At 53.6% G+C, this 392-nt stretch carries 1 protein-coding gene; it reads left to right on the top strand.

Annotated elements, in window-relative coordinates; all coding sequences use genetic code 11:
* Positions 1 to 392 (top strand): Ig-like domain-containing protein (locus IQQ51_RS23055; protein ID WP_193842220.1); only part of this gene is annotated, 392 nt, incomplete at both ends.

The following is a 392-nucleotide window of genomic DNA, read 5'->3' as shown; positions in this document are numbered from 1 at the left end:
CCAGATGCGCCAACACTGACACTTGATACGGACTCTGGCTCAGCGGCGGATGACTTCTTAACCAACGACGGCAGCTTCACAGTCGGCGGCACAGAAGACGGCGCGACAGTTGAGTACTTTGTTGATGGCAACTGGACGACAACCGCGCCAGTACCCGCTGAAGGCGATAACACCATTACTGTTCGTCAAACCGACGCAGCAGGTAACACTTCAGGCAGCTTAACGCTGACGTTTACGTTAAACACCGAAGTGAAAGCACCAGTCATCACGCTAGAAAGCACAGGTGATGATGCGATCTACAACAAAGAAGAGCTTGGCTCAGATGGCACCGTGACGGCGACGATCAGCCTGCCGGATGACTTCGATGCGAGCAAAGACACGCTGACTATCAA

It is taken from the genome of Vibrio sp. OPT18, assembly GCF_015163615.1.
GTDB classification, from domain to species: domain Bacteria; phylum Pseudomonadota; class Gammaproteobacteria; order Enterobacterales; family Vibrionaceae; genus Vibrio; species Vibrio coralliirubri.
This window is presented reverse-complemented; position numbering and strand designations above follow the sequence as displayed.